The organism is Pseudomonas frederiksbergensis, from assembly GCF_001952935.1.
GTDB lineage: Bacteria > Pseudomonadota > Gammaproteobacteria > Pseudomonadales > Pseudomonadaceae > Aquipseudomonas > Aquipseudomonas frederiksbergensis.
On sequence record NZ_CP018319.1, the window covers coordinates 6,078,046 to 6,100,711 of the forward strand.

Annotated in this window: 22 protein-coding genes; 7 read left to right on the top strand and 15 right to left on the bottom strand. The window is 57.7% G+C overall.

Annotated elements, in window-relative coordinates:
• Window positions 1–10: 10 nt before the first annotated feature.
• From PFAS1_RS28410 to PFAS1_RS28435, 6 genes are all read right to left on the bottom strand, one after another.
• The gene (locus PFAS1_RS28410; protein WP_074875847.1) at window positions 11–433 is read right to left on the bottom strand and encodes a hypothetical protein; all 423 of its coding nucleotides are present in this window, start codon (window positions 431–433) and stop codon (window positions 11–13) included.
• A gap of 381 nt (window positions 434–814) precedes the next feature.
• The gene (locus PFAS1_RS28415) at window positions 815–1,264 is read right to left on the bottom strand and encodes a hypothetical protein (RefSeq protein WP_076031436.1); all 450 of its coding nucleotides are present in this window, start codon (window positions 1,262–1,264) and stop codon (window positions 815–817) included.
• Window positions 1,265–1,331: 67 nt separating this feature from the next.
• Window positions 1,332–1,880: a cupin domain-containing protein gene (locus tag PFAS1_RS28420; protein WP_007895886.1), complete on the bottom strand. Its 549-nt coding sequence runs from the start codon at window positions 1,878–1,880 to the stop codon at window positions 1,332–1,334.
• 444 nt (window positions 1,881–2,324) lie between these two features.
• The gene (locus PFAS1_RS28425) at window positions 2,325–3,611 is read right to left on the bottom strand and encodes an NAD(P)/FAD-dependent oxidoreductase (protein WP_074875843.1); all 1,287 of its coding nucleotides are present in this window, start codon (window positions 3,609–3,611) and stop codon (window positions 2,325–2,327) included.
• Window positions 3,612–3,666: 55 nt separating this feature from the next.
• On the bottom strand, window positions 3,667–5,157 hold the full coding sequence (locus tag PFAS1_RS28430) for an aldehyde dehydrogenase (protein WP_076031437.1): 1,491 nt from the start codon (window positions 5,155–5,157) through the stop codon (window positions 3,667–3,669).
• Between the two features lie 209 nt (window positions 5,158–5,366).
• Window positions 5,367–6,743, bottom strand: coding sequence for a glutamine synthetase family protein (locus tag PFAS1_RS28435; RefSeq protein WP_056745147.1), 1,377 nt, complete (start codon window positions 6,741–6,743; stop codon window positions 5,367–5,369).
• Between the two features lie 280 nt (window positions 6,744–7,023).
• Between PFAS1_RS28435 and PFAS1_RS28440 the strand changes: the two genes are divergently transcribed.
• The 5 genes from PFAS1_RS28440 to PFAS1_RS28460 all read left to right on the top strand — a co-directional run bounded on the left by PFAS1_RS28440 (window position 7,024) and on the right by PFAS1_RS28460 (window position 12,414).
• The gene (locus PFAS1_RS28440) at window positions 7,024–7,785 is read left to right on the top strand and encodes a gamma-glutamyl-gamma-aminobutyrate hydrolase family protein (RefSeq protein ID WP_076031438.1); all 762 of its coding nucleotides are present in this window, start codon (window positions 7,024–7,026) and stop codon (window positions 7,783–7,785) included.
• A gap of 371 nt (window positions 7,786–8,156) precedes the next feature.
• The gene (gene potA, locus PFAS1_RS28445) at window positions 8,157–9,299 is read left to right on the top strand and encodes a polyamine ABC transporter ATP-binding protein (protein ID WP_008151829.1); all 1,143 of its coding nucleotides are present in this window, start codon (window positions 8,157–8,159) and stop codon (window positions 9,297–9,299) included.
• Window positions 9,300–9,328: 29 nt separating this feature from the next.
• On the top strand, window positions 9,329–10,210 hold the full coding sequence (locus PFAS1_RS28450; RefSeq protein WP_162493971.1) for an ABC transporter permease subunit: 882 nt from the start codon (window positions 9,329–9,331) through the stop codon (window positions 10,208–10,210).
• Window positions 10,207–11,091 carry an ABC transporter permease subunit gene (locus PFAS1_RS28455; RefSeq protein ID WP_076031439.1) on the top strand — a complete coding sequence of 295 codons (885 nt, stop codon included), beginning with the start codon at window positions 10,207–10,209 and terminating at the stop codon, window positions 11,089–11,091. Before PFAS1_RS28450 ends, PFAS1_RS28455 begins: the two co-directional genes overlap by 4 nt.
• A gap of 225 nt (window positions 11,092–11,316) precedes the next feature.
• Window positions 11,317–12,414 carry a polyamine ABC transporter substrate-binding protein gene (locus tag PFAS1_RS28460; RefSeq protein ID WP_076031440.1) on the top strand — a complete coding sequence of 366 codons (1,098 nt, stop codon included), beginning with the start codon at window positions 11,317–11,319 and terminating at the stop codon, window positions 12,412–12,414.
• Between the two features lie 282 nt (window positions 12,415–12,696).
• On the opposite strand, the gene thpR is transcribed toward PFAS1_RS28460, so the two are convergent.
• Window positions 12,697–13,236 (bottom strand): RNA 2',3'-cyclic phosphodiesterase, encoded by a 540-nt coding sequence (gene thpR, locus PFAS1_RS28465; RefSeq protein ID WP_076031441.1) that lies wholly within the window; start codon window positions 13,234–13,236, stop codon window positions 12,697–12,699.
• Window positions 13,237–13,296: 60 nt separating this feature from the next.
• On the opposite strand from thpR, the gene PFAS1_RS28470 reads away from it, so the two are divergent.
• On the top strand, window positions 13,297–13,491 hold the full coding sequence (locus tag PFAS1_RS28470) for a hypothetical protein (protein WP_033056474.1): 195 nt from the start codon (window positions 13,297–13,299) through the stop codon (window positions 13,489–13,491).
• A 14-nt stretch (window positions 13,492–13,505) separates the two neighbouring features.
• Here PFAS1_RS28470 and PFAS1_RS28475 read toward each other — a convergent pair whose 3' ends face one another.
• Window positions 13,506–13,859 carry a DUF1428 domain-containing protein gene (locus PFAS1_RS28475; RefSeq protein ID WP_076031442.1) on the bottom strand — a complete coding sequence of 118 codons (354 nt, stop codon included), beginning with the start codon at window positions 13,857–13,859 and terminating at the stop codon, window positions 13,506–13,508.
• A gap of 16 nt (window positions 13,860–13,875) precedes the next feature.
• The gene (locus tag PFAS1_RS28480) at window positions 13,876–14,943 is read right to left on the bottom strand and encodes a hypothetical protein (RefSeq protein WP_076031443.1); all 1,068 of its coding nucleotides are present in this window, start codon (window positions 14,941–14,943) and stop codon (window positions 13,876–13,878) included.
• 351 nt (window positions 14,944–15,294) lie between these two features.
• Here PFAS1_RS28480 and PFAS1_RS28485 point away from each other — a divergent pair, with 351 nt between their 5' ends.
• Window positions 15,295–15,555: a hypothetical protein gene (locus PFAS1_RS28485; RefSeq protein ID WP_074875826.1), complete on the top strand. Its 261-nt coding sequence runs from the start codon at window positions 15,295–15,297 to the stop codon at window positions 15,553–15,555.
• Here the strand turns inward: PFAS1_RS28485 and PFAS1_RS28490 are convergent.
• The 6 genes from PFAS1_RS28490 to PFAS1_RS28515 all read right to left on the bottom strand — a co-directional run bounded on the left by PFAS1_RS28490 (window position 15,527) and on the right by PFAS1_RS28515 (window position 22,568).
• Window positions 15,527–16,474 carry an NAD-dependent epimerase/dehydratase family protein gene (locus PFAS1_RS28490; RefSeq protein WP_074875824.1) on the bottom strand — a complete coding sequence of 316 codons (948 nt, stop codon included), beginning with the start codon at window positions 16,472–16,474 and terminating at the stop codon, window positions 15,527–15,529. The genes PFAS1_RS28485 and PFAS1_RS28490 overlap by 29 nt on opposite strands.
• A gap of 3 nt (window positions 16,475–16,477) precedes the next feature.
• On the bottom strand, window positions 16,478–17,593 hold the full coding sequence (locus PFAS1_RS28495) for an HlyD family secretion protein (protein WP_076031444.1): 1,116 nt from the start codon (window positions 17,591–17,593) through the stop codon (window positions 16,478–16,480).
• Window positions 17,594–17,599: 6 nt separating this feature from the next.
• Complete coding sequence (locus tag PFAS1_RS28500; RefSeq protein ID WP_076031445.1) at window positions 17,600–18,448, bottom strand: hypothetical protein; 849 nt, start codon at window positions 18,446–18,448, stop codon at window positions 17,600–17,602.
• A gap of 2 nt (window positions 18,449–18,450) precedes the next feature.
• On the bottom strand, window positions 18,451–19,779 hold the full coding sequence (locus tag PFAS1_RS28505; RefSeq protein ID WP_076031627.1) for a glycosyltransferase family 2 protein: 1,329 nt from the start codon (window positions 19,777–19,779) through the stop codon (window positions 18,451–18,453).
• A 5-nt stretch (window positions 19,780–19,784) separates the two neighbouring features.
• Window positions 19,785–21,122, bottom strand: a complete 1,338-nt coding sequence (locus tag PFAS1_RS28510; protein ID WP_472515473.1) for a TackOD1 domain-containing metal-binding protein — start codon at window positions 21,120–21,122, stop codon at window positions 19,785–19,787.
• A 555-nt stretch (window positions 21,123–21,677) separates the two neighbouring features.
• A complete protein-coding gene (locus tag PFAS1_RS28515; protein WP_076031447.1) occupies window positions 21,678–22,568 on the bottom strand; it encodes a LysR family transcriptional regulator in 891 nt (296 codons plus the stop codon).
• Window positions 22,569–22,666 lie beyond the last annotated feature (98 nt).

A 22,666-nucleotide genomic window follows, 5' to 3' on the forward strand; every position in this document is an offset into this window, starting at 1 on the left:
TTCAATCACATCACTTTCTTCGACGCAGCCTCATTATATAAATGCATAAACAGGCAAAAACCAACATAAAAACAGCCACATTAACGATAAACGAAAGATTGCCTTGCGGCGAAAACTCTTGATCAATTTGTAGAGCAATAACGGCAGTCCAGAACAAAGAACCGATAAAAGCGCCAAAATACGCAACCCAAGCAGAGTCTCTTTCGGGGTTAAAATCCCGCCCAAGTAAAACATCAATATAGCTGGGAAAACAGTAATAAAAATTAACAAACAACAAAAAGACAAAAAAAACACCCAGCACCAGCCAATAATAAACCCCACTTATAGGGACCACTTTTTCTATTAACCAAACAAGCAATGCCGCATAAAACATCGAAAGCATGACAGCTAGTGAATCCGAAATTAAAACGGTAAAGAAAACCCGCAACCGCATTAACACCCCCTCAAACAGTCTGATGGTTTTTTGAGCTTCGATACAACCAGTTCATGCACCCAAAACCATAACCATATTATTACTATTGCTCACTCTAAAAACGCCCTAAACGAGCGACGATCCGAAGAGCCCTACACACCACTTCTTTTTTTCTTACGTATTTTTCCCAACGCCACAGACGCAACTCACCAAAAAACCAGGGCTATAGAGGATCTTCAGAATGGAAAGCTTTTGTCTGAGTAATAAAGATGTTTTTAAAGCGGCGCAAAAATAAAAAGTCCGAAACCTGATCAGGAATCGGATTTAATAAAAAAAGGTGACAAAAAAAGGTGACAGATCTATTTATCCAAATAGATCTGTCACCTTTTTTGCTGGAATTAATTAGCGCCTGCGACCCGGCTTCCAAACATAGTGAGAAAAAACAAACACGGCACATGCAAAAGCAAAAAACAAAACCCCAATGGCACCCCAATGAGGTAAATCACTCAAGAATTTGATCTTATCTATCTGAGGGATAAAAATTATGGTCCCAATTGAAGCGCCGATGAAGATTGCTATCCAGGAAGCTCGCACACTGGTGTACCTGCCATTGAACGTCTCATCGAGTTCCATTCTCCGCAACCTTGGAACGTAGTAGCGCAAGCCGAGAAAGCAAAAAACCACATAAACTGCAAGGCCTACAGCATAGAACTGCGTGTCTTCCAGGATTATTACCTGCATCAACCCCAACATAAGTATCACGGAATAAAACGCTGCACAGGCGAAGACCATGATCCATACCCAGAGGTAATAGCCAATTGTTCGAATATCCTTCAACACATAATCCATCATGAGTACAACGTTCAAAAACTTCAGGGCCCTGCATCCAATGCAGGGAAACACTGAAAAAGTTAACTAATTAGAAGTTAGCCGGCGTATTCGCACTAATAATCTCCGCCTCATCCGCCCCAATATTCCGAAACCGATGCGGCAGCGTCGTCGGAAAGTAGTACCCATCCCCGGCATTCAACACACTAATCTGCCCATCCACCGTGAGCTCAACCGTCCCCCGCGTAACCAGCCCACACTCCTCCCCTTCCGAATGCACAATCGGTTCTTCCCCCGAACTCGCCCCCGGCGCGTATTGCTCGCGCAACAGGCGCATCTGCCGACTCGGCACCGAAGCGCCAATCAGCAGCAATCGCAGCCCATGACGACCGAGATCCGGCTGTTCATTGGCGCGGAAGACGTATTGATGTTCGCGGGGCGGTTGGTCGAAGGTGAAGAAGTCCGCCAAGGACATGGGGATGCCTTCGAGCAGTTTTTTCAGGGAGCTGACGGAGGGACTGACGCGATTTTGTTCGATCAGGGAGATGGTGGCATTGGTGACGCCGCTACGCCGGGCCAGCTCGCGCTGGGAGAGTTTGTAGCTTTCGCGTACTAGTTTGAGTCGTGAGCCCGTGTCCATGACAGCCTTATGCGAGGAATACTTAAGGGTTATGGGGGTGGATGGCGGGCGACTTTTGGCCGCGAAAACACCGCTTCCCTGTCCCGGAAATTTGAAAGGCGGGTATTAAATCACGTTTGGTTGTGTTGCTCAGCAGGTTCGATGAATGGGTGGGTGAAAAGGTTGTTTTGTCCTGGGGTTGGGTGGTTTGGGTGTGGAAGGTGTAGGTGTGGTTGGTGTGTGTCAGTTGGGGTTGATAGTGACTGGTATGGCCTCATCGCGAGCAGGCTCACTCCCACAGTTTGGATTTGGTTGGTCACGGATTTTGTGTATGGCATGGATCTCTGTGGGAGCGGCGGTGCGACGATTCGACTTGCTCGCGAAGGCGGTGTCTCAGCTACATCATTGTTGGATGTTAAGCCGTCTTCGCGGGCAAGCCCGCTCCCACAGGGATTGTGTTGACGACTAGATGCCGAAACGGTCCCGCAGGGCGTAATACGCGGCGCCCATGGCGGTGAGTGGGGCCTGGAAGGTGCGGCCGCCGATCATGGGCATGTGCGGGAGCGAAGCGAAGGCGTCGAAGCGTTCGGCGTCGCCGCGGATCATTTCCGAGATCAGTTTGCCGGCCAGGTGCGAGCAGGTGACGCCGTGGCCGCTGTAACCTTGCATGTAGTAGGCGTTTTTCTCGATGCGGCCGAATTGTGGCATGCGCGACATGGTCAGCAGGAAGTTGCCGGTCCAGCGGTAGTCGATCTTCACGTCCTTCAGTTGCGGGAAGGTCTTGAGGATTTTCGGCTTGATCAGTTGCTCGATGTCGTCCGGTTCGCGGGCGCCGTAGACCACGCCGCCGCCGTACAGCAAGCGGTTGTCGGCGGTGAGGCGGTAGTAGTCGAGCAGGTAGTTGCAGTCTTCGACGCAGTAGTTGTTTTTGATCAGGCTGCGGGCAACCTTTTCGGACAACGGTTCGGTGACGACGATTTGCGAGCCGCACGGCATGCTTTTGCGCGTGACGCGGTTGTCGAGGTCTTGCGGCAGGTAGGCGTTGCCGGCAATCAGCAGGTACTTGGCGCGAACCACGCCTTTGGCGGTGCGCACGGTGATCGGTTCGCCGTAGGTGATTTCCACCGCTGCCGATTGTTCGTAGATTTTGCCGCCCAGGCCGATGATGGCCGAGGCTTCGCCGAGGGCCAGGTTCAGCGGGTGGATGTGGCCGCCCTGCATGTCGAGCAGGCCGCCGACGTAGTTGTCGCAACCGACTTCGCGCTTGATGTCCGCCGCGTCGAGCATTGTCAGGTTTTTGTTGCCGTAGCGTTCCCAGCTGCTTTTCTGCTCGGCCAGGCCTTTGAGCTGCTTTTTGTTCAGCGCGGCGAAGATGCCGCCCGGGCGGTAGTCGCACTGGATGTCGTAGTGCTGGATGCGCTGACGGATGATGTCGGCGCCTTCGAAGATCATGCTGCCGAGGACTTCGGCGGTTTTGTCGCCGTAGCGTTCTTCGATGACATCGACGTCGCGGCTGTAGGAGTTGACCAGTTGGCCGCCGTTGCGACCGCTGGCGCCGAAACCGACTTTGGCGGCTTCGAGCACGGTCACACTGTAGCCCGCTTCGGCGAGGAACAGCGCCGAGGACAAACCGGTGTAGCCGGCGCCGATCACGCAGACGTCGCATTCCACCAACTCTTCAAGCACCGGGAAGTCGCCGGTGAAGTTGCGGGTGGCGGCATAGTAGCTGTTTACATGTGTTGTTTGTTTCATAGGTTTCTCCGATGGCCGCTGGCACCTGCCGGCGACCGTCGCTTTTTTATAGGTGTTAGAGCTTGATCCAGGTCGCTTTGAGTTCGGTGTATTTGTCGAACGCGTGCAGCGATTTGTCCCGACCGTTACCCGACTGCTTGTACCCGCCGAACGGCGCGGTCATGTCGCCGCCGTCGTACTGGTTGACCCAGACACTGCCGGCACGCAAGCCGCGCGCGAAGGTGTGAGCCTTGCTCAGGTTGCTGGTCCAGACGCCTGCGGCCAGGCCGAAGATGCTGTCGTTGGCGATGGCCAGCGCTTCTTCTTCGGTGTCGAAGGTGATCAGCGACAGCACCGGGCCGAAGATTTCTTCGCGGGCGATGGTCATGGCGTTGGTCACGCCGTCGAAGATCGCCGGTTCCACGTATAGGCCACCGGTGGCTTCGAGGGTGCGGCTGCCGCCCGCGATCAGTTGCGCGCCCTGGTCTTTACCGACCTGGATGTAGCGCAGCACGTTTTCCAATTGACGCTGATCGACGACCGCGCCGACGGTGGTTTCCGGATCGAGGGCGTGCCCCGGTTTCCAGGCTTGCAGTGCTTCCACCAGCAGCGGAATGAACTGCTCGCGAATCGAGCGTTCCACCAGCAAGCGTGAACCGGCGGTGCAGACTTCGCCCTGGTTGAAGGCAATCGCACCCGCCGCCGCTTGGGCTGCCGCGCGCAGATCCGGCGCGTCGGCGAACACCACGTTCGGGCTCTTGCCCCCTGCTTCGAGCCAGACGCGTTTCATGTTGCTTTGGCCGGAATAGATCAGCAGTTGCTTGGCAATTGCGGTCGAGCCTGTGAAGGCCAGCACGTCGACGTCCATGTGCAACGCCAGCGCCTTGCCGACGGTGTGACCGTAGCCCGGCAGGACGTTGAATACGCCTTTGGGGATGCCCGCTTCCAGCGCCAGTTGGGCGATGCGGATCGCGGTCAGTGGCGACTTTTCCGAGGGCTTCAGGATGAACGAGTTACCCGCCGCGAGGGCCGGGGCGAATTTCCAGCTGGCCATGATCAGCGGGAAGTTCCACGGCACGATGGCGGCGACCACACCCGCAGGCTCGCGGGTGATGAGGCCGAGTTGGTCGTGCGGCGTGGCAGCGACTTCGTCGTAGATCTTGTCGATGGCTTCGGCGCTCCAGCGGATCGCGTTGGCGGTCGCCGGGATGTCGATGTTCATCGAGTCGTTGATCGGCTTGCCCATGTCGAGGGTTTCGAGCAGGGCGAGTTCTTCCTGGTTGGCCAGGATCAGGTCGGCGAAGCGGATCAGGATGCGCTTGCGTTCGGCCGGGGCGAGATTGGCCCAGATGCCGGATTCGAAGGTGCGGCGTGCGACGGCGACTGCCGCATTGGCGTCGGCTTCGTCGGTGCTGGCGACGTTGGCCAGGAAGCGGCCGTCGACCGGGCTCATGCATTCAAAGGTGTCGCCGCTGAGTGCCGGGCAATATTGGCCGTCGATGAATGCGCGGCCTTCGAGTGTTAGGGACTGGAAGCGTTGTTCCCAGTCGCTGCGAGTGTTTGTCATGGTTGTGACTCGACGCAGAGGAATAAGTAGTGGGGCTGAATGCCGCTCAACCAGAGAGTTGAAATGCAGTCCCCTGTGGGAGCGGGCTTGCTCGCGAAAGCGGTGGATCAGTCAACACTGATGTCGCCTGACACACCGCCTTCGCGAGCAAGCCCGCTCCCACATTTGATTGGTGGTGTCTGCAGAGAATGCGTACACCACTTGGCCCATCAAACCGTGTGCAAATACCAGTTGTACTCAAGGTCCGAGATGGAGTTTTCGAACTCGGCCAGCTCGCTTTCCTTGCACGCAACGAACACGTCGATGTACATCGGGTCGATGTAACGGGCCATGACTTCGCTGTCGTCCAGCTCGCGCAATGCATCGCGCAGGTTGTTCGGCAGGCTCTGCTCGTTCTGCTCGTAGCTGTTGCCTTCAACCGGTGCGCCCGGCTCGATTTCATTGGTCAGGCCGTGGTGAATACCAGCCAGCACCGACGCCATCAGCAGGTACGGGTTGGCATCGGCGCCCGCTACGCGGTGTTCGATGCGCACCGAGTCCGGCGAACCGGTCGGCACACGTACCGCAACGGTACGGTTGTCGATGCCCCAGCTCGGCGAGTTCGGCACGTAGAACTGCGCGCCGAAACGCCGGTACGAGTTGACGTTCGGGCACAGGAACGCCATCTGCGCCGGCAGGGTCTCGAGCACACCGCCGATCGCGTGTCGCAGCGCGGCGTTCTGCTCGGGATCCTCGCTGGCAAAGATGTTGTTGCCTTCTTTGTCGAGAATCGAAATGTGCACGTGCAAACCATTGCCCGCCTGGCCCGGATACGGCTTGGCCATGAAGGTGGTGTCCATCTCGTGGTCGTAGGCGATGTTCTTCACCAGACGCTTGAGCAACACCGCGTAGTCGCAGGCCTTGATCGGGTCGTTGACGTGGTGCAGGTTCACTTCGAATTGCGCCGGGGCGCTTTCCTTGACGATGGCGTCAGCAGGAATGCCCTGCTCTTTCGCGCCTTCGAGGATGTCTTGCAGGCAATCGACGTATTCGTCCAGGTCATCGATCAAATACACCTGAGTCGACATCGGACGTTTGCCGGAGACCGGCGAGCGTGGCGATTGCGGACGACCGTTCACGTTGTCCTGGTCGATCAGGTAGAACTCGAGTTCGAACGCAGCGCAAATGGTCAGGCCCATTGCATCGAACTTGCTCACGACCTGACGCAGCACTTCGCGCGGGTCAGCGAAGAATGGCTGGCCTTCGAGTTCGTGCATGGTCATTAACAGTTGCGCGGTTGGGCGCTTCTGCCAGGGCTCGATGCTGAGGGTATCGGGGATGGGGAAGCAGATTCGGTCTGAGTCACCGATGTCCAGACCCAGGCCGGTGCTTTCCACCGTAGAACCGTTGATGTCCAGAGCAAACAGAGAGGCCGGGAGGTTGATGCCTTTTTCGTAAACCTTATGAAGACTGGTGCGCTCGATGCGCTTGCCGCGCACCACACCGTTCATATCCGCAATCAGAAGGTCGACGTACAAAACCTCAGGATATTTCTTAAGGAATGCGTTTGCTTCGTTGAGTTGAACGGTACGCAGAGGGACCGACATGATGCACCTATTAGCTGTTAATTATTATGTTCACTACCTTGTTGCGAGCCCAGTCAACCCGAACGGCAAAGTGAAGTCAATAGCGAACACTCAGCCTCTCAACCTTTATTTTCGGGCCTTTCTTGGGCACGAGAGTGCCAAATCAGTCTTGCGCACCGTGTAAATCCTGAAGATCGGACGTGCGGCGTTTAGAATTTTTTACATGAGAGTTGTTAATTAAAATCAACAAGGCTAAGCTCCGGAAAAGCTCGTTCAAGTGTGAAACTTCGAGGTGATAAAAATGGCACTCAAGCCATTGATCGGCGTTACAGCCTGCGTCAAACAGATTGGCCTGCACCCTTACCACGTCAGCGGCGACAAGTACTTGCGTGCTGTCAGCGTCGCGGCTTTGGGGCTGCCAGTCATCATTCCTTCCTTAGGCGACCTGACCGAGATCGATGACCTGCTCGCGCAGCTCGACGGTCTGCTGCTGACCGGCTCACCCTCGAATGTGGAACCCTTCCACTATCAAGGCCCCGACAGCGCCCCCGGCACGGATCACGATCCGCAACGGGACGCCACCACCCTTCCTTTATTGCGTGCGGCCATTGCGGCAGGCGTTCCAGTGCTCGGCATCTGCCGGGGCTTTCAGGAAATGAACGTGGCGTTCGGCGGCAGCCTGCATCAGAAGGTCCACGAACTCCCGGGCATGCTGGATCACCGGGAAGCGAATCATCCGGACCTAGCGGTGCAATACGCACCGGCGCATGCGGTCAACGTGCAACCGGGCGGTGTGTTCCAGGCGCTGGATTTGCCGCAGGTGTTCCAGGTCAATTCGATTCATAGCCAAGGCATCGACCGATTGGCGCCCGGCCTGCGCGCGGAAGCCGTCGCGCCGGATGGTTTGATCGAAGCGATTTCGGTTGAACACAGCCCGACTTTTGCCGTTGGCGTGCAATGGCACCCGGAATGGCAGGTGCTTTCGAATCCGCCCTACTTGAGTATTTTCCAGGCGTTCGGTGATGCATGCCGGCGACGGGCGGCGCTACGTAACAAGCGCTGACTCCAACCACGAGCAAATCAATTTACTGCCCCCGAGAGTCAGGCGGGCGTGCCTTTGCGCGCAGGTCCCTCACGACACCAACAAACGCGATAACAACAAGTACCACCAGGCAGCCAGGATGGCGGCGCCGAATAAGCCCGAGCATGGGCGATGCCAGTGAGCCAAACGCAACACCCCTGTGGGAGCGAGCCTGCTCGCGAAGAGGGAGTGTCAGTCGACATTGATGCTGCCTGATACACCGCTTTCGCGAGCAAGCCCGCTCCCACAGGGGATCACCGTTGAATTGACTGGCGTCGTACAGCTCGGGCTTGCAATCAACTATTAAGTCAGGCCGCGTTGGCCCGACGACTGAAACCTGTTGGGAGTTTCACATGGCAAATGCCTCCAGCATCTACAGGAAGGCTCTTGAAGGTCACCAGTCACCGAAAAAGGTGCTGGTGAAAGTCGACCGCGTCACCAAGAAATTCGACGAAACCACCGCGGTGGACGATGTCTCGCTTGAGATCCATCAAGGGGAAATCTTCGCCCTGCTCGGCGGTTCCGGTTCGGGCAAATCGACCCTGCTGCGCATGCTCGCAGGCTTCGAGCGCCCGACCGAGGGGCGGATTCTGCTCGACGGTGTCGACATCACCGACATGCCACCGTACGAACGGCCGATCAACATGATGTTCCAGTCCTATGCGCTGTTCCCACACATGACGGTGGCGCAGAACATTGCGTTCGGGCTGAAGCAGGATCGTCTGTCCACCAGCGAAATCGACGCCCGCGTTGAAGAGATGCTGCGACTGGTGCACATGACCCAATACGCCAAGCGCAAACCGCATCAATTGTCCGGCGGTCAGCGTCAGCGCGTGGCCTTGGCTCGCTCCCTGGCCAAGCGTCCGAAGCTGTTGCTGCTCGACGAACCGATGGGCGCGCTGGACAAGAAGCTGCGCTCGCAGATGCAACTGGAGTTGGTCGAGATCATCGAGCGCGTCGGCGTGACCTGCGTGATGGTGACCCACGATCAGGAAGAGGCCATGACCATGGCCCAACGCATCGCCATCATGCACCTGGGCTGGATCGCACAGATCGGCAGCCCGGTAGACATTTATGAGGCGCCGGTCAGCCGCATGGTCTGCGAATTCATCGGCAACGTGAACGCCTTCGACGGCACCGTTGTGGAGGACCTTGAAGGTCACGCGATCATTCACAGCCCGGACCTCGAGCAGAAGATTTACGTCGGTCACGGCGTCAGCACCTCGGTGCAGGACAAGTCGATCACCTACGCCATCCGCCCGGAAAAACTGCTGGTCAGCACCACCCAACCGGACACCCGCTACAACTGGTCCAGCGGCAAGGTGCATGACATCGCCTACCTCGGCGGCCACTCGGTGTTTTACGTGGAATTGCCTGGCGGCAAGATCGTGCAGTCGTTCATGGCCAACGCCGAACGCCGTGGCGCCCGTCCGACCTGGGACGACAAAGTCTACGTGTGGTGGGAAGACGACAGCGGCGTGGTACTGCGCTCATGAAAACACTCAATCAGCGGTTTATGCGGCTGATGCCGAGTGGTCGAAAGCTCGTCATCGGGATTCCTTTCCTATGGCTGTTCCTGTTCTTCATGCTGCCGTTCTTCCTGGTGATGAAGATCAGCTTCTCGGAAGCGGCCCTGGCCATTCCGCCTTACTCGGAGATCTACACTTTCGCCGAGCAGAAGTTCCAGCTGCTGCTGAACCTCGGCAACTACACGTTGCTGACTCAGGATGAGTTGTACATCTCGGCCTACTTCGGCTCGTTGAAGGTGGCGTTTTTAAGCACGTTGATGTGCCTGGTGATCGGTTTCCCGATGGCCTATGCGATCACCAAAGCGAACAAGGAAACGCAAAACGTTCTGCTGCTGTTGATCATGATGCCGACCTGGACTGCGATTCTGATCCGCGTCTATGCGTGGATGGGCATCCTCAGCAACAACGGATTGCTCAACGGTTTCCTGATGTGGACCGGGCTGACCGATCACCCGATCGAGATCCTCAACACCAATACGGCCGTGTACATCGGCGTGGTTTACGCCTACTTGCCGTTCATGGTGTTGCCGCTGTACGCCAACCTGGTCAAGCACGACGGCAGCCTGCTGGAAGCCGCTTCGGACCTGGGTTCGAGCAACTTCAACAGCTTCTGGAAAATCACTGTGCCATTGGCCAAGAACGGGATCATTGCCGGCTGCATGCTGGTGTTCATTCCGGTGGTCGGTGAATTCGTGATTCCGGAACTGCTGGGTGGCCCGGAGACGCTGATGATCGGTCGCGTGCTGTGGCAAGAGTTCTTCAATAACCGCGACTGGCCGGTGGCATCTGCCCTGGCGGTGGTGATGCTGTTGATCCTGATTGTGCCGATTCTGCTGTTCAACCGCAGCCAGGCCAAAGAGATGGAGGCACGGGGATGAAACGCTTCGGATTTTCAAAGTTCATGCTGATTTTCGGCCTGTCGTTTATCTACCTGCCGATGTTGATTCTGGTGATCTACTCGTTCAACGCCTCGAAACTGGTAACCGTGTGGGGTGGCTGGTCGTTCAAGTGGTACGCCGGCCTGCTCGACAACTCGCAACTGATGGGTTCTGTGGTGCGCTCGCTGGAAATCGCCTGCTACACCGCGATTGCCGCGGTAGCGCTGGGGACGTTGGCGGCGTTTGTGCTGACGCGCGTCACACGCTTCAAGGGCCGCACGTTGTTCGGTGGTTTGGTGACGGCGCCGCTGGTGATGCCGGAAGTGATCACCGGTCTGTCGTTGTTGCTGCTGTTCGTGGCGATGGCGCAGATGATTGGCTGGCCGATGGAGCGTGGCATCGTCACCATCTGGATCGCTCACACGACGTTCTGCGCAGCGTATGTGGCGGTGGTGGTTTCGGCGCGTTTGCGTGAGCTGGACCTGTCCATCGAAGAAGCGGCCATGGACCTCGGGGCGAAGCCGTTCAAGGTGTTTTTCCTGATCACCATTCCGATGATCGCGCCGTCACTGGCGGCCGGCGGCATGATGTCGTTTGCCCTGTCGCTGGATGACCTGGTGCTGGCGAGTTTCGTGTCCGGCCCGGGCTCTACGACCCTGCCGATGGAAGTGTTCTCGGCGGTGCGTCTGGGCGTGAAACCTGAGATCAATGCCGTGGCCAGCCTGATTCTGCTCGCCGTATCGCTGGTGACCTTCCTGGTCTGGTACTTCAGCCGCCGCGCCGAAGCGAGCCGCAAACGTGCGATCCAGGAAGCGATGGACCAGACCGCCAGCGAATCCTGGCAGCAACCTAAAAAGCAGATGACTGAAGCGACGGCATAGTGTCATTGCCGATGAGGTAAGTGAACTTCATCCTGTGGCGAGCGAGCTTGCTCGCGCTGGGTTGCGAAGCGACCCCAAGGATTCTGGCAACCCTGCCAATTTTGTGAGTGCTGCGCACTCAAGCGGGAGCAAGCTCCCTCGCCACAGGGTTTGTGTTCGCTGCACAGGTTTTGTGTTCACTGCATTTTGCTGCGTGATTTTGAATAAAAAAATGGAGTTGTACCGATGAAAATGTTTGGCAGGACTCTGCTGACACTGTCCTTATTGGGCGCGATGACCACCGGCGCCCAGGCCAATGACAAGGTACTGCGCGTCTATAACTGGTCGGATTACATCGCCCCGGACACCGTCAAGAAGTTCGAAGACGAGACCGGGATCCGCGTGACCTACGACGTGTTCGACAGCAATGAAACCCTTGAGGCACGGCTGCTCGCCGGCAAATCCGGCTACGACATCGTCGTGCCGTCCAACAGTTTCCTGGCCAAGCAGATCAAGGCTGGGGTCTACCAGGAACTGGACAAGTCGAAGCTGTCGAACTGGAAAAACCTCAACCCGGTCCTGCTGAAAAATGCTGCCGCCAGCGATCCCGATAACGGCCACGCCTTCCCGTACATGTGGGGCTCGATCGGCATCGGTTTCAACCCGGAGAAGGTCAAGGAAGTGCTCGGCAGCAACGCGCCGACCAATTCCTGGGACTTGCTGTTCAAACCGGAAAACGCCGCCAAGCTGAAAGCCTGCGGCATCAGTTTCCTCGATTCGCCGACCGAGATGCTCCCGGCCGCCCTGCACTATCTGGGCTATCCGGTGAACTCTCAGGACAAGAACCAGATCGCCGAAGCGGAAGCACTGTTCATGAAGATTCGCCCTTCGGTGGCGTACTTCCATTCGTCGAAATACATCTCCGATTTGGCCAATGGCAACATCTGCGTGGCGGTCGGTTACTCCGGTGATGTGCTGCAAGCCAAGGCGCGCGCCCAAGAGGCTGGCGACAAGGTGAAGGTCGATTACAGCATTCCCAAGGAAGGCGCCGGCAGTTTCTACGACATGGTCGCTATCCCACGGGACGCGGCGAACGTGGAAAACGCTTACCTGTTCATGAACTTCCTGATGCGCCCGGACATCATCGCCGAGATCACCAACAACATCGGCTACAGCAACGCCAACTCGGCAGCCACGCCTTTGGTGGATGAAGCGATCCGGGATAATCCAGGCTCGTATCCGTCGCAGGCGGTGATGGCGACGTTGTACGCCATTCCAGACGTGCCGATTGGTGTTCAGCGGGTGATGACCCGCGGGTGGACGCGGGTGAAGCTCGGCAAGTAATTCACTCGAAGCCGCCATCGCGACATCCAACATCAAAATTGCAGCCTACCATGATCGTTCCCACGCTCCGCGTGGGAATGCAGCCCGGGACGCTCTGCGTCCCTTCCAGAGCCGAACGCGGAGCGTCCGTGGAGGCATTCCCACGCGGAGCGTGGGAACGATCGGTTTCAAAGTTTTCCGTTCACGCAGCGCCTTACCACCGCTGCACTCCTGTCTGTAGAACGGCCTCACCTGGCTTCCTCGGTTAAGGTGAATTTGGGCGCCCTCCTCGGGCGCCTTTTTTTATGAGGCAACGAGCGGCCACTCGGCCAGCGCTCGGTAGCGGCCCTTATGGGATTCGAACAGAGTGAAGTGATCGGCCCGTAGATAGAACTCGGGCGGTGTCGCGGACTCTGGCACCGGCACTCGGTAATCACGCATCAATGTCAGATGCGGCCGGAACTCCTTCGGCGAGTCCTCAAACCCGAACGGCAGCATGGCCTGCTCAAGCGCATACACCAACCGCAGCAGCTCCGGGGATGCCTGCTCCGGCGCGAGCACCAACACCCCTGCTCTGCGCCAGACATCCAGCCGATCGAGCGCCACCCTCAAAGGCACGCCCGGCGTTCGAATACTGGCTGCGGCTGTGCAGATATCGGCGATTTTTGCCACCTCGACAGCCCCCAAGAACATCAACGTCAGATGAAAGTTTTCCACCGGCACCGGCCGGCCATCCCTGAGCCCGAGTGCGCTGCGCCATTGGGCAATGGCTCGACGTTGCTCGGGCGTGCAGTTCAAGGCAAAAAACAGGCGTTTTAACGGCTCATGGGATTCGTCGCTCATCGCTGGCACCTCCTGACATCCAAGTTATAGTTCATGCAAACGATTCAACTGGAGGGGGCCATGCGCGAGATCATCAGCAAGGAACCGTGGTGGGCCGTGCCACCGAAACCCGGTCAGGATGAGTCCGAGCTGGAATGGGGCTGGCTGGTTCATTACAACGAAGGTGAGCCGCGCTTCGAATTCATCAAAGAGCGGCCGACGGACAGCGAGATTCGTAATCGCAAGAGTTGCAGGATCACCCCGACGCCGGAGTGATCCTGTCGTTGGTTTCAGGCTTTGACGATCATTTCGAACCCGCCAAAGATCAGCCTCTGGCCATCGAATGGCATCGGGTTGACGTCCGGCTGCATGCGCGGATCGTTCATGAGTTTTTCCATGCCTGCATCGCGGGTGGTCTTGTCAGGCCAGACGATCCAGGAAAACACCACGGTTTCGTCTTCCTTGAGTTTTACTGCCATCGGAAACGAGGTCACTTTGCCGTCAGGGACGTCGTCGCCCCAGCATTCGGCGACGCTGAGGGCGCCGCTTTCCTTGAAAATGACCGCGGCGGTTTCGGCGTGCTTCTTGAATTTTTCGCGGTTGGCGGTGGGTACGGCTGCGATGAAGCCATCAACGTAGGACATGGTCGTTCTCCTTGGGTTATGGGGCGATCTGCTGGTTAGTCGGTTCCGGCGGCGCCCAATCGACAGACCCGCTGCCCGAGCTGACCGACGGTACTTCGGCGCTCCCCGCCAGATTGCCCTCGATCTGCGCCGCCATGTACAACGTACCGGCCATCACGCCGCTGGTCGGGTTTTGCACCAGCTTGAGCCAGGCCTTATCGAACGTGTTACCCAGACTGCTGCGAATCAGCGCCTCGCTGTCGGGCCGATCATTGGCCTGGATAAGCGCGCGAATCCCCGCCACCCCTACGGAAATCAAGCCCCCGGCCAATTTTCCCGCAGCGGCAGCCACGGCACTGGCGGCACCTCGCGGGATCATTTCGGCTTCTATCCGTTTACTGGCGCGCTTGGCCACCGGTGCCATGGCGGTGTCTGTCGAATCAACGCCCCTGTCGCCACCGGCCTTGTGGATTTTCTCGATCAGCGCCGCATAGGCCGGCAACGTATTCAGGGGCTGGGTGTGCACGACCTGATAAAGCGAGGCGTCCCTGGCGGGGGGCGGTCCCAGGGCGATGGCGGGAATTTTCTGGATCCGCCCGTTGAGCTGAGCCATCGGCACGCCGTGGCGCTTGGAGATTTTCTGCAGCTCTTCCTGAAGAATGTCGACGTAAAACGCGGTTGCCAGGCCGAGAATCGCGTCAGGATCGATTTCCACCGCGACCGGCGCCAGCACGCGCCGCTGGTATTGCTCCAGCAGATAGGCCGCCAGGCGCTTGGCCGAGGCATCTTGCTCACCCTTGGCGTTGAGGGTGTACCAGCTGACCTTCATCGACAGCCATTCCTGGGTCCAGTAACTGCTGAACCAGGGTATGAAGTTTTCTTCGGTCAGTTGATAGACCCGCGTTCGCCAGTATTCCATGGCACCGCGCGAGTAGATTTTGGCCTGTTCGGTGGCCGATTGTGACGCTGCGACAATCTCTTGATCGACGATCTGCCAGGTGCTGGGGGAAACAATCACCGGCACCACTGGCACCGGGGCAGGCGCAGTCGTGACGCATCCCGCCAACACCACCAACACGGCGACGATCAGCGAACGCACGTTCAAGATCGCGGTTCCTACAGACTTGCCCGAACGGGATGTCCGGTGTTCAAAGGTCTATTAATTTGAGTATAGGTGTCGGTGTTTGTTCGTTTGGGGTTGGGGGTGTTCTTCAGACCGCCTTCGCGAGCAGGCCGGAACAGACAGCGATAATCCCACCATCACTTATGTCGATATCCACCATCGCCACGAATGCCTTTCGCTCGAAAATCGTCAGCGTAGGATCGCCCCTAACCCAACGCAAAACCCCGAATCGGAGGGGCGAATCATGATTATTCATCTCTTGACCTGCCTGGCCCTGACGGCCGTCACCCTGAGCGTTTTTTCCTGGTACGTCCTGTCCGAGGAGCGCACGTCATGATTCATTCCGTGACCCTGGCCGTGAGTTTTGCGGCGTTCGGCAACAACTACTATTCCCAGTCATTCGTTTCGCGCAAAACGCTCGAACTGGTGTTCGACGAAAACTTTGAGGCGTTGTTGATGCCGTCCGCCGCCAATCACTTCAACAATGAAGTGATCGGGCTCAATGATCAGTTCCGATTCTTGAGCGATGTGCTGGAGGAGCACCTGCTGGCGACTGAGATCGCCGCTACCGCCCCCCGGAATCGATACTTCTGAGCAACTGCCCCAGGCCCTCGGAAAAACAGGTCGGCGAGCGCAAGGAAAAACGCTCAAGCAGGCGACTGTTGTCGGCCCGCGAATGCTTGATATCACCGGAACGCGGCGTGTCGTAGTTCAACGTCAGGGACCGCCCCAAAAGCTCGCTCAAGGTCGCCGCCAGTTCGTTAACGCTGGTGGATCGGTTAAAACCGACGTTGACCGGCTCGTTAATCGGTTCTGACTGACTGACCGCCTGTACCAGCACTTTCACCAGGTCATTGACGTACACAAAATCCCTTGTTTGCTCTCCATCACCGTAAACCGTGATGGGGAGCTTTTTTTGCGCCCTCTCGCTGAAAATGCTGATGACACCGGAGTAAGGCGATGAAGGGTCCTGACGGGGTCCGTAAATATTGAAAAACCGCAGGATGACCGGTTCGAGCCCATGTTGGCGGCGATAGAAATCAAGAAAATGTTCGCCGGCCAGTTTGTCGGCGGCATACGGCGTCAGCGGATTCTTGGGCGTGTCCTCAGTGATCGCCATGCCCTCGCCATTGTTGCCATAGATCGCCGCACTGGAGGCGTAAACCACTCGTCGTACGCCCGCCTGGCGCATGGCTTCGCAGATATTCAGGGTGCCGACGAAATTACTCTGGTGAGTCGCCACCGGATCATCGACCGACGCCTGCACCGAGGCCACAGCCGCCAGATGCACCACCGCGCTGCAGTCTTTCATCGCCCGCTCCACCGTCGGTGCGTCGGCGACATCGCCCACAACCAAGGTCAAATGGCAGCGATCAACCGGCAAGTTCGACAATTTTCCACTGGAAAGATTGTCCAGAACCCGAACGCTATAACCGCTTTCAAGCAGTGCTTCGACCAGGTGCGAACCGATGAAACCGGCACCGCCCGTCACGAGAATTCGTTCAGCAGTCATGATTTATTTACTCCCCGGTGCAGTGGTGGGTGTTTTATCCATTGCAATGAAGTCGCTTAACTGTTCAATGAGCTCACGGCTGTCACTGAGCATTCGTTGCCAGTCGGTGGGAAAACGAACATTCAACGGCAGTTGATCGATTCTCCAGCGCGGCGACAGAGGACGGTCGAACCGGGCGGCAACCTGCAGACCCATCTCGCTGGCAGCGAACGGCCCACGCAATACCGTCGGCGTACGACCGGCGCTGTCGACAGCCTGGACCACATGGGCGGCCAACCACTCGCCATCGGGCATGCGAACGCGCAGCGGCTGGCCAATCGCGGCGTAGCTGATGTTCAGCGGTTCCAGATAAATCCACAGCAGAGGCTCTTCCAGCCGCTCAAGGCGCATCAACAAGGTACCCGCCCCGACGTTTTCGCCAGGCGTGACCAACACCTCCGCAATTCGACCGCTCTGCGTAGCCTTGACCGACAACGCGGCGAGGCGCGTTTTCAACCATTGCTGCTCGGCGGTCTGTTGAATGATCTCGCGCTCAACGCTCAACGGCGATTGACGAGCCAGTTGTTCGCGGCGCTCGAACGCCAACAGGTCGGCTTTGAAAGCGTCGAGTTCGGACTGGGCGGCCAGCACTTCTCCACGAGAGACCGCGCCTGATAAAACCAGGTCCTCGAGTACCTGCACACGCTCCTCCGTCCTGCTCACCCGGGTCCTGAGCAACTGACGCTCGCGGGTGTCCAGTTTGGCGTTGGTGGCGGGCACCGATTTCTTCGGCATTGCGGCAAGCTGCGAGAGCCGCGCACGCCATTCGGGATTGTCGAGACTGACCAACGGCTGATCGATCTGGACCTGCTCCCCGGCCATGACAAACAGCTGATCGACCCGACCGGCATCCCGTGCGCGCACTTCAAGAATCGGCAGGCGCAATTGCGCCGGCGCGTCGATCATCACCAGCCCATACGTCAGCTTCGCGCCCAGCCAGATCAAGGGGCTCGCGACCAGGAACAGGATCAGATACCAGCGCGCGCGAAACGCCATGCGTTTGCCCGGCGCGTAGAGCACAGTCAAACCTTGTTCCTGGGTAGGGTTGAGTTCTTTGCGACTATCGAATCGAATCTTCATGACGGCTCACCGTTTTGGAAAGTCTCGCCAGGCTTGCCAGTCAATACCGGCAATCCCCCGTGGTTGCAGCTGTTCACGCCAGATGCTGGTCTGACGCTGCAACTGCTCAGTCGACGCGTCGGCCCAGGATTCAGTGGCATCCAGTTGCGGCTCTGTGCTTTGCGCGAGGCGAAATTGCAGGTCAGGCCAACGTTGGGCGATCTGCTCTGCCTTGCGTGCACTGTTTTTCGGATTACGGGTGTAGATCATAAGGCTGACCTGACGCACGCCCGCCTCGGGAAGCGCGCACGGCAGACAGGTTTTCCCGGGTTTTGCCTCTTCAAACCAACGATGATGGCTGGAGATTTCTACCGGCCATGGGCTGGCTGCGGAGGCTGCGTGCAAGGTGTCGAGCAAATCCTTCAAGCGCTGATCAGGGACTGGCACGCCCAATTGTTCGAGTTCCAGGTCCAGGTGCAGGCTGGTGAATGGAAGCCCTTTCAGTTTGGCCAGTAAATCGGTGAGCTGATGGCGGTCCTGCGGCTCCATCCAGGCCGGATCACCGAGCAACAGGCTGACTTGCACCCCCTTGCCGGCCGCGTCCTGGAGCAATTGCGCCAGCCGTTGGCGCGTGGTGGCAAGGTCTTTCAACTGGGAGGACTTGAGGCCAAGGTAGATCTTGTCCATCCCGGCCTTACGCAATTGTTCGAGTTCCGCCTTGCGTTGATCGGGATCGAGCAATGCTTCGCTGTCCCAGACATAACTGCCTTGGGACCATTGGCTCGACGGCGTCACCGCCGCCTGGGCCGCCAATGGTTGTGCGGCCAGTATCCACGGGGGTAACGACAGCGTCAGCAGCATAAGTATCGATCGCATAATCAAAACCTCGTGGCTCGTTTAAGTACCCACCACGGCGCCATAGAGCTTTCTTCGTGCCCCCTGCGAAAGATCTCGTTGAGCATGGCCACTGCGCTCCAGCACCGCAGGATTAGCATGAACAGCGGGAAGAAAGGCACCAACAACCCCAGGATCACGTCTTTTGCAGGTCGATCGGAGACCATCAACAACATGGCGCCGAATAACATCGCGGTGATCGCCAGGTACAACGCATAAATCAGTATGAACAGGAACAACAGCGTCTTGCCCGGCAGAACAAATAGCGCCAGCAAGGTGTAGCTGAAGATGAGAAACGGCAGCACCAGCTGAAAAAAGAAGCCGCTGAGCAGGATCATCAGAAAGGTCGGCCAGCCCAACAATCTGGGGTTGATGTTGTGGTGATGCTTTCTGATGTACAGAAAAAACAGGTCGCCATCCCAGCGCAAGCGCTGCATCAGAAACTGACTAAGTGTCGCGGGTGCATCGGTGTGTCCAATCGCTTCCGGCTCGAAGGGGATCCTCAAGTCGTGTCGCTTGAAGTAACTCTTGATGCGCAACGTCAGGTCCAGGTCCTCGGCGGTGTGCGTGTTCCAGCCACCGATTTTCACCAGGAAGCTGCGACGGAATGCCCCGAAGGCCCCCGAGACGTTATTGACCAGGTTCCATTCGGCCAGACCGATTTTCGACATGTGGATGGACAACAGATATTCCAGCGCCTGCATGGCGGTCACCCATGAAGCCCAGACATTGCGCACTCGCAGGCTGCCAGCGACCGCCGGCACCGACGGGTCCTCGAAATGGCGCACGATGGAGCTGACCATGTTGTTGTCGAAGGACGTATCGCCATCGAGTGCCATCACGATTTCGCCGCTGGCAAGCGACAGGCCGGCGTTCAATGACGACACCCGCCCGCCCCTCTGCCATTTGGCGATCGGGCGCAAATGGCGTCTGGGGTACAACTTCGGGTCCACGTTGAACTTGCGAACGGCGCTGAGCGTCGGCTGGTTCACCGTGGCTCCGTCCACCACCGGAATCATCTCGATGTGGCCGGGGTACGTCTGCTCGCACAGGCTTAACAGCGTGGTCTGAACGTCCATCCCTTCGCTGTAACAGGTAATGATGCAAGAGACCTTGGGCCGGTAGACACTGATCTTCGGTACGCGGGTACGCCGACGTGCAAACCAGCGCAACACCCCCAGCATCACCATGATCATCAGGGGTAATTCGAAGATCAGAAACAAAGGGAAAAGCATGAAGAACACCCGGCTCAAGCCATCCGGCCCCATGAGCGCACTGAATGCGCTGAAGAGTTGCTCGAAGAAAGGGCTCATGGCGGTCACGCCAATTCACTGGCCAGACGGGCCAGTAGTAATTCGCCATCTTCCTGCTCGAGCAGATCCTGGGGCGCCGTGATGCTGACGACACGCAAGGAAATGTCGCTGACCTCCGGTGCTGAAAACAACTCGGCGACCCGGCTCAAGCGTTGTTTGACGGTTTCCAGGCCCGTGTCATCGGTATGCGGAAGCATGATCCAGAAGTACTCTTCGGTACTGCGAGAGCAGCGGTCCGTGTCCCGGACGGTTTCTTTCAACCGTTCGGCCACGCTATCGATGAAGGCATGACCGTGATGTTCACCCAGGCGGGACAACGTACTGGCCAGGTTGACGAAGCGCAGGCCGAGCACTGAGAAAGCCGGCAGCGGGTAGCGGCGCACGACCTGGATCTGCCAGGTCAGCAGGTCATAGAAATCCTTGCCGCCTAACAGATTGAGTCGACCAAAATGCCTGACCGATTGATCGCTGAATTCCTGCCGGCAGCGGAACCGCCCGGCCTCGGCCAGGCGAAAATCCCTGACCTCGCGTACTCGTAACTTGTCAGGCGTGTGCGACAGCCCGCAATCCAGGCAGCGCGCCTGCACGTCGGCATCGACAAAAAACGCCTGACAGGAGCGACAACGATAGTTTTCCATTGGACGGTCGTAATCGCTGCCGATATGCCGCAACCGGTTCAAGCAGTTGGGGCACAGCAACACCCCGTCTTTGAGAAAGTTTTCCTGTGGCCCCACGTGCCCACAGGTAAAGCAGTGCAATGAAGGTTGCCGCGAAATGTCCAGGGCCTGGCATTCGGCACACACATCGATGTAGTTGAGCCGGCCCGAGCCACACTCCGAACACAGGCGAACGCGATCGACCAGGACCCCTTCTTCCAGCCAGTCCTGCTGCACCATCAAGCTGAGCCAGACAAACGGGTTGATCTGCTCGCTATCAGCCAGGGCGTCCAGCAAGGGGTAGCGATAGTGCTGAGGCACCTCGGGGTCTCGCAGGGCATAAATGTGCGCGTTGTCGCGCAGCCACAACCATGAAAGCACTCGACTTTCAAAACGCTCAGTGGCAGAACCCTGGACGAACAATTTGTAGCGTTCGTGCCATACGCCCCAGAGGGCTCTTATTTCGCTGGAATCGACAGGGCACGCGCCATCACCCAAGGCTTCACACCAGCCGTTCTGATCACGGCAACAGTAAATGAGGCTGTAGCGATAAGGGGGAATCGTACGCAACTTTCGAAGCACCCGCCCGGCGTAAGCGGCTGGCAGGTCCAGCAGCACGACATCAAAGGCGGGGGCAGCCAACAAGCTGGCTATATCGGCAAAGTGTTCAAGTTCTGGACTATTCAAGCTTGGCGCTCTAATACCCAGTATTGCAATCCTTGGAGTTGGAGTCGGCATGACGCATGGCCTCTGCAGACAGACAAGTGCGATTAAGATGAGTTAGAAACACTAGCACCGCAGCAGAAAAACGTCAGCATTATTATGAAGTTATTTTTCAAATGCTCGACTGCCAACATTTTGTCATCGGCGCTCAGCGCAGCGGCCTATTTAACTGTGCCGCGACACGATTTGAACTGCGACAAAACCAAATTGATATTTCCTTATAATTCAAACACTTTCACTAACTAAGTAACTCCTGCTTTACAACCATTTTCACTGCTAGTTAATTGCCATCAATTGATAGCGTTGCGCCACTTCATGGATTAGTAGTCAATTCGCATTTACGATAAACCACCCGCAACACTTGTCTACCATCGCCGTTACCGCATGTGCATTAATAAGTTCAAACTCTTTTTATAGCAAAATCGCACACCCTTAATATCAGCGCTATCAGCAAGTAGTTACATAAATGAAACACTGAGTGTTTCAACAATGAACACATGCTAAAAATTGACAACTTTCTTAGTCCGCACAAACATCCCGAAGGCAACTGCGCAACCAGCGATGCACAGGATCGGTATCCAGCCGCGGATGCCAGAGCATGGCGACGGTGAACGCCGGCAAAGACAACGGCAGCGCAAAACTGTGCAGGCCCGCGCGCAGGCTGGCGGTGTGGCGTTCGGGAACGCTGGCGATCAGGTCTGTGGCCCGGGCGAGCGCCAGCGCGGTGGAGAAGCCTGCAACGATGGTTGCTATGTGCCGCTCCAGTTCCAGGAGCTCAAGGGCTTCATCAATGGGCCCCTTGTCGAGCCCCCGCCGAGAGACGCTGATGTGGTTGCCCGCCGCATAACGCGCGGGGGTTATCTCACCTTTGCTCAGTGGATGCCCCCTTCGCACCACGCCAATAAAACGATCCCGAAACAAGCCCTGGGTACGCAACTCCGGCCCGGTGGCCTTCCCCACCACCCCTGTTTCCAGATCGACCGTCCCGTCCCGCAGTGCCGCGCTGTCCTTGTCGGGTTTGTGCATGAAACGCAGCCGCATGCCTGGGGCTTGCTCGGCGATGCGGGCAATCAGGTCCGCGCCAAAATTCTCGACAAAGCCTTCACTGGTGCGCAGCGTAAAGGTGCGGCTCAGCTGTTTGAGGTCGGGTTGTTCGGCAGGCCGAAGGACTGCTTCTGCGTCCTGCACCAGCTGACTGACTCGCTCGCGCAATTCGAGCGCGCGTGGGGTCGGCACCAGACCCCGTCCGGCCCTCACCAACAGCGGATCGCCGGTAGTCTCACGCAATCGCGCCAGTGCCCGGCTCATGGCCGACGGGCTCAGCCGCAAGCGTTTGGCGGCGCGCGCCACGCTGCCTTCGGCAAGCAGCACATCAAGGGTGATCAGCAAGTTGAAATCGGGAGTGGACATGCGGCGCCCCGTGGCAGAGTGACATGGCGTTGGACGCACGTATGAAGTGCAAACGGTGCGCCTTCCGCCATGTTAGGCCGGGGCGTAGCTTTCTGATA

Coding starts and splice junctions, on each gene's coding strand:
- PFAS1_RS28410 (WP_074875847.1), bottom strand. CDS start 433: ATGCGGTTGCGGGTTTTCTTTACCGTTTTAATTTCGGATTCACTAGCT.
- PFAS1_RS28415 (WP_076031436.1), bottom strand. CDS start 1,264: ATGATGGATTATGTGTTGAAGGATATTCGAACAATTGGCTATTACCTC.
- PFAS1_RS28420 (WP_007895886.1), bottom strand. CDS start 1,880: ATGGACACGGGCTCACGACTCAAACTAGTACGCGAAAGCTACAAACTC.
- PFAS1_RS28425 (WP_074875843.1), bottom strand. CDS start 3,611: ATGAAACAAACAACACATGTAAACAGCTACTATGCCGCCACCCGCAAC.
- PFAS1_RS28430 (WP_076031437.1), bottom strand. CDS start 5,157: ATGACAAACACTCGCAGCGACTGGGAACAACGCTTCCAGTCCCTAACA.
- PFAS1_RS28435 (WP_056745147.1), bottom strand. CDS start 6,743: ATGTCGGTCCCTCTGCGTACCGTTCAACTCAACGAAGCAAACGCATTC.
- PFAS1_RS28440 (WP_076031438.1), top strand. CDS start 7,024: ATGGCACTCAAGCCATTGATCGGCGTTACAGCCTGCGTCAAACAGATT.
- potA (WP_008151829.1), top strand. CDS start 8,157: ATGGCAAATGCCTCCAGCATCTACAGGAAGGCTCTTGAAGGTCACCAG.
- PFAS1_RS28450 (WP_162493971.1), top strand. CDS start 9,329: ATGCCGAGTGGTCGAAAGCTCGTCATCGGGATTCCTTTCCTATGGCTG.
- PFAS1_RS28455 (WP_076031439.1), top strand. CDS start 10,207: ATGAAACGCTTCGGATTTTCAAAGTTCATGCTGATTTTCGGCCTGTCG.
- PFAS1_RS28460 (WP_076031440.1), top strand. CDS start 11,317: ATGAAAATGTTTGGCAGGACTCTGCTGACACTGTCCTTATTGGGCGCG.
- thpR (WP_076031441.1), bottom strand. CDS start 13,236: ATGAGCGACGAATCCCATGAGCCGTTAAAACGCCTGTTTTTTGCCTTG.
- PFAS1_RS28470 (WP_033056474.1), top strand. CDS start 13,297: ATGCGCGAGATCATCAGCAAGGAACCGTGGTGGGCCGTGCCACCGAAA.
- PFAS1_RS28475 (WP_076031442.1), bottom strand. CDS start 13,859: ATGTCCTACGTTGATGGCTTCATCGCAGCCGTACCCACCGCCAACCGC.
- PFAS1_RS28485 (WP_074875826.1), top strand. CDS start 15,295: ATGATTCATTCCGTGACCCTGGCCGTGAGTTTTGCGGCGTTCGGCAAC.
- PFAS1_RS28490 (WP_074875824.1), bottom strand. CDS start 16,474: ATGACTGCTGAACGAATTCTCGTGACGGGCGGTGCCGGTTTCATCGGT.
- PFAS1_RS28495 (WP_076031444.1), bottom strand. CDS start 17,593: ATGAAGATTCGATTCGATAGTCGCAAAGAACTCAACCCTACCCAGGAA.
- PFAS1_RS28500 (WP_076031445.1), bottom strand. CDS start 18,448: ATGCGATCGATACTTATGCTGCTGACGCTGTCGTTACCCCCGTGGATA.
- PFAS1_RS28505 (WP_076031627.1), bottom strand. CDS start 19,779: ATGAGCCCTTTCTTCGAGCAACTCTTCAGCGCATTCAGTGCGCTCATG.
- PFAS1_RS28515 (WP_076031447.1), bottom strand. CDS start 22,568: ATGTCCACTCCCGATTTCAACTTGCTGATCACCCTTGATGTGCTGCTT.